Below are 4105 nucleotides of genomic sequence, written 5' to 3' on the forward strand. Positions count from 1 at the left end.
CCGCGGCGGAGGCGGCGGCGGTGCGGGCGGTGCCGGCGGATCGCCGGCGCGAGGCCTTCCTGCAGATCTGGACGGTCAAGGAAGCCTATGTGAAGGCGCTGGGCGGCGGCCTGACCATCGCGCTGGACAGCTTCGTGGTCGACACGCTGTCGGAGCGGCCGCAGGTCCGATTCCTCGACCCCGCGGTCGACGGCGCCGCCTGGCATTTCCGGCAGTGGCGGCCGTCGCCGCGGCACCTGCTGGGGCTGGCGCTGCACCGGCCGCAGGGCGAGCCGGTCATCGCGGTCCGGCACGTTGCCCTGACGCCCTGACCGACGGCGCCGGCTCGGGCGGCCCGGGCAGGATCTCGCGCAGATAGGCGCCGATGCCGTAGGCCTGCTCCCATTGATAGGGATAGCCCAGCGACACCTCCTCGAACCGGGTGGCGTCGCGCCAGTCGGTGTGGCGGACATGGAGATGGCCGCTGACCGCCACCGCGGCACGGAAGCGCCGGTGCCAGTCCTCGGTCAGCACCGTGCCGCACCACGGGCTGAAGCGCGGGATGCGCGGAATGCGCACCAAGTCGCGGCGCAGCGGGTAGTGGTTGACCAGGATGGTCGGCAGCCCGGCCGGCAGCGCCGCCAGGCGCCGGGCGGTATCCTCGACCCGGGCCCGGCACCACTCCTGCCGCGTCGGATACGGGTCGGGATGCAGCAGCAGCTCGTCGGCGCAGACGGCGCTCTCTTCGGCCGCCCAGGCCACCACCTCCTCGACCGGCAGGTCGGCCGGGCGGAAGCTGTAGTCGTACAGCAGGAACAGGGGCGCGATGGCATGCTCGCCGCCCGGGCCGGGCCAGACCGGATACGGATCCTCCGGCGTCACCACGCCGTGCTGCCGGGCCAGCGCGACCAGCGATTCGTAGCGCTCGACCCCGCGTGGCGCGGCCGGGCTGCGCGCCCGGGTCCACAGCTCGTGATTGCCCGGCACCCAGATCAGCCTGGCGAACTTCGCCGACAGCATGGCGAAGGCGCGGCCCAGCGTGTCCGCCGTCTCGGCGATGTCGCCGGCCAGGATCAGCCAGTCCTCCGGGTGATCCGGCAGGGCCGCCAGCCGCTCGAAGCTGGCGTCGGAGGCGAGGTGGAGATCGCTGATGGCGTACAGGCGCATGGGTCCAGCTTGGCCGCTCCGGGCGGATTAGGCCAGCTATCCCCGGAACCGATGCAGCGACATAATGCGGTGCAGCTCGACATCGATGTCGGACCGCCAGCTGCGCGGCGCGTCGTCGGCCAGCGCGTCCGGATCGGGACGGGGCGGCTCGTCCTCGCGGCAGAACAGCTCCGGATGCATGCCGCGGGCGCAATGGGCGAAGCCGTCGATGACCGCCCGGCCGATCCTTGCCACGACGCGATGCAGCAGTCCGGGCGCGATCTGCGGCGCCGGCCGGGGCGTGGGGCGGGTGAACGGGATGATCCTGGCCCCGGGAATCTCGATCGGCGGCTCGGCCCGGTCCATGACGATCGGCCAGTCCGGTCTCATCACACACCCCTGCGCAACGCGGCGAACCGCAGTCTCGACGAGGGGAGGCTCGCAGCGGGCCGCTACCGCTTGGTGGCGGAATCGGGCGAAATGGTTGCCGGTGTAACGATCAGGCGCCCGGACTGCCGCCTTGCGCCAGGAGAGAGCCGATGACCCACGCCCCCAGCCTGACGCCCGAGGACGAGCAGCTGCTGCACGAGCTGCGCCACCAGCGGCGGAGCCATCGCGCCAAGGACCGCGCCGCGCTCACCTTCGGCCAGCGCCTGGCCGACGGGGTGGCGGCGACCGTCGGTTCCTGGCACTTCATCGTCGTGCAGAGCGCGCTGCTGTCCCTGTGGATCGTGCTGAACGTGGTCGGCTGGATCCAGGCCTGGGACCCGTACCCTTTCATCCTGCTGAACCTGGCGCTGTCGTTCCAGGCGGCCTACACCGCGCCGATCCTGATGATGAGCCAGAACCGCCAGGCCGAGATCGACCGCCACAAGGCGGAGATCGACTACAAGATCAACATCAAGGCGGAGCTGGAGATCGAGCAGCTGCACCAGAAGATCGACCTGCTGCGCGAGCAGGAGGTGGTGCGGCTGACCCGGGCGGTCGAGCTGCTGCTGGAGCGCCTGGAGGCGGCGGAGGGGAAGGGGACGGGTTGAGCCTTACCGGGGCCGGCGGCGCTCGGCAAAATGCCGCTCGGCGCGGGCCTCGGCATAGCGGCGGTCGGCCTGGGCCTTGACCTCCGGCCAGCGCAGCGCCGCCTCGGCGCTGCTCATCTTGCCATACAGCGACATATAGGCCTCGTGGTGCAGCAGCGTGCGCGGCTTCTCGGTGGCCTGCCAGGCCTCGAGATGCCAGGGCTCGCCGGCGTCCTCCAGCGCCCCGGTCGAGGCGTAGATCTGCGCCTCGACGGGCTCGCCGTCGGCCAGAGTCACGGTCACCGGCTGCAGCGCGTAGTCGTCGCTCTCGAAGAACTGCATGCGGTCCATCTCGACATCGGTGAAGCCGTCGACCAGCAGGCCGTCGACCCGCCCGTCGGGATGCGGCACCAGGATCGGGTAGCTCTCGCCCTTCACCTTGCGGCTCTGCCGCCCCAGCAGGGTCGCCGGCCGCGTCGCCAGCGCCGCCATCGGACGGCCGATCACCAGCGCGAACAGGTCGGGATCCTGCAGCGTGCCGAAAAAGAACAGGCGCATCGGTCGATTCCCTTCCCGGCCCGGACGGCCCGGCGCCATCCGCCCGTCATCATGGTGACGTGGGCGGCGCAATTTGATCCTGCCGCGCCGAAAGTCAAGTCGATTCCAGTGAATTTCTTGACGCCGCCAATTCAGCCATTTCCCTGTTTTGTCAGCGTGTTTGCAGGTTTTTCTGTGACAGCGTGCAAATCGGATATATACATTTATGTCGCGGCCGGCATCGGCCACCAACAGAGACTTGGGGGCAGCGGATGTTCCAGGAGTTCAAGGCCTTCATTGCCCGTGGCAATGTGATCGACTTGGCGGTCGGTATCATCATGGGCGTGGCCTTCACCACGATCGTGAATTCCCTGGTCAACGACATCATCATGCCGCCGATCGGCGTGCTGCTGGGTGGTGTCGACTTCTCGAACTACTTCATCAACCTGTCGTCGACCCACTATGACAGCCTGGCCGCGGCCAAGGCTGCCGGCGCCGCGACGATCAACTACGGCGTCTTCATCAACGCGATCATCAACTTCCTGATCATCGCCTTCGCCGTGTTCCTGCTGGTCAAGCAGGTCAACCGTTTCATGAAGAAGCCGGAAGCGGCCCCGGCCGCGCCGCCGCGCAGCGAGGTGCTGCTGGAGGAGATCCGCGACGCCATCAAGTCGCGGAACTGATTTATACAGCCCTCCTGCCTGTCATTGCCGGGCTTGGCCCGGCAATCCAGAAGGTCTCACGACAGACTCTGGATGCCCGGGTCAAGCCCGGGCATGACAGGGGAGAGAACGGTCAGTAGGCGATCCGGATCTCGACCCGGCGCTCGCCGACGGTGACGCCCGCGATGGCCCCGGCGTCGCCATGGCCCTCGACGCGGTGGATCAGGCTCGGCGAGATGCCGTTCGCCACCAGCTCCGCGGCGACGGCCTCGGCCCGCTTGGCCGACAGCGCCTCATGCGCGTCGCGCGCGCCGTCCTTGCCGGCGAAGCCGTCGACGCTGATCGACTTGGCGTTCCAGCTCTTCGCCTCCGACGCCGCCTTGGCGACCAGCGCCCGCGCATCCGGCGTCAGCACGGCGCTCTCATCCTTGAAGAAGATGTCGTAGGGGCCGCCGGCCTTGGGCGCACAGGCGGCGATGGCGAGGACGGGAAGCAGGGCCAGGAGCGCACGACGGCTTGCAATCGGCATGATCGACCTGTTCGCGTTTGTTGTTGGTCGGACAGCATTACCCGAGCGGCCCGGCCGATAGAAGCGGTTCCGCTTCGTCTGGTTGTTGAAATCGCTCGTTCTGTCAGCGGTTCTTTCCGGCTGGCTCGATCGCCCCCGACGCCAGCAGCGCGTCCAGCAGCGCCGCGGCTGCCGGATCGGCCCAGGCCGCCTTCGCCTGCTCCGCCGTCAGCCGCCCGTCGCCGCACAGAAGCAGC

General features: G+C 69.0%; 7 protein-coding genes. 3 read left to right on the plus strand and 4 right to left on the minus strand.

Annotated features, from left to right (window positions below):
- Positions 1–311 (plus strand): 4'-phosphopantetheinyl transferase family protein (locus tag P409_RS28255; protein WP_034846266.1); only part of this gene is annotated, 311 nt, incomplete at its 5' end.
- Here the strand turns inward: P409_RS28255 and P409_RS28260 are convergent.
- Both P409_RS28260 and P409_RS28265 read right to left on the minus strand, forming a co-directional pair.
- Positions 277–1146 (minus strand): metallophosphoesterase family protein, encoded by an 870-nt coding sequence (locus P409_RS28260; RefSeq protein ID WP_052121501.1) that lies wholly within the window; start codon positions 1144–1146, stop codon positions 277–279. The genes P409_RS28255 and P409_RS28260 overlap by 35 nt on opposite strands.
- A 36-nt stretch (positions 1147–1182) precedes the next feature.
- Positions 1183–1515 (minus strand): hypothetical protein, encoded by a 333-nt coding sequence (locus tag P409_RS28265; protein ID WP_034846268.1) that lies wholly within the window; start codon positions 1513–1515, stop codon positions 1183–1185.
- Positions 1516–1664: 149 nt separating this feature from the next.
- Here P409_RS28265 and P409_RS28270 point away from each other — a divergent pair, with 149 nt between their 5' ends.
- Positions 1665–2162, plus strand: coding sequence for a DUF1003 domain-containing protein (locus P409_RS28270; RefSeq protein WP_052121502.1), 498 nt, complete (start codon positions 1665–1667; stop codon positions 2160–2162).
- Between the two features lie 3 nt (positions 2163–2165).
- On the opposite strand, the gene P409_RS36495 is transcribed toward P409_RS28270, so the two are convergent.
- A complete protein-coding gene (locus tag P409_RS36495) occupies positions 2166–2699 on the minus strand; it encodes a gamma-glutamylcyclotransferase family protein (RefSeq protein WP_052121503.1) in 534 nt (177 codons plus the stop codon).
- Positions 2700–2950: 251 nt separating this feature from the next.
- Here P409_RS36495 and mscL point away from each other — a divergent pair, with 251 nt between their 5' ends.
- Positions 2951–3361, plus strand: coding sequence for a large conductance mechanosensitive channel protein MscL (mscL, locus tag P409_RS28280; RefSeq protein WP_034846270.1), 411 nt, complete (start codon positions 2951–2953; stop codon positions 3359–3361).
- Positions 3362–3473: 112 nt separating this feature from the next.
- On the opposite strand, the gene P409_RS36500 is transcribed toward mscL, so the two are convergent.
- A complete protein-coding gene (locus P409_RS36500; RefSeq protein ID WP_052121504.1) occupies positions 3474–3869 on the minus strand; it encodes an OmpA family protein in 396 nt (131 codons plus the stop codon).
- Positions 3870–4105 lie beyond the last annotated feature (236 nt).

Origin of the sequence: Inquilinus limosus MP06, from assembly GCF_000767795.1 — a bacterium.
Classification (GTDB): domain Bacteria; phylum Pseudomonadota; class Alphaproteobacteria; order DSM-16000; family Inquilinaceae; genus Inquilinus; species Inquilinus limosus_E.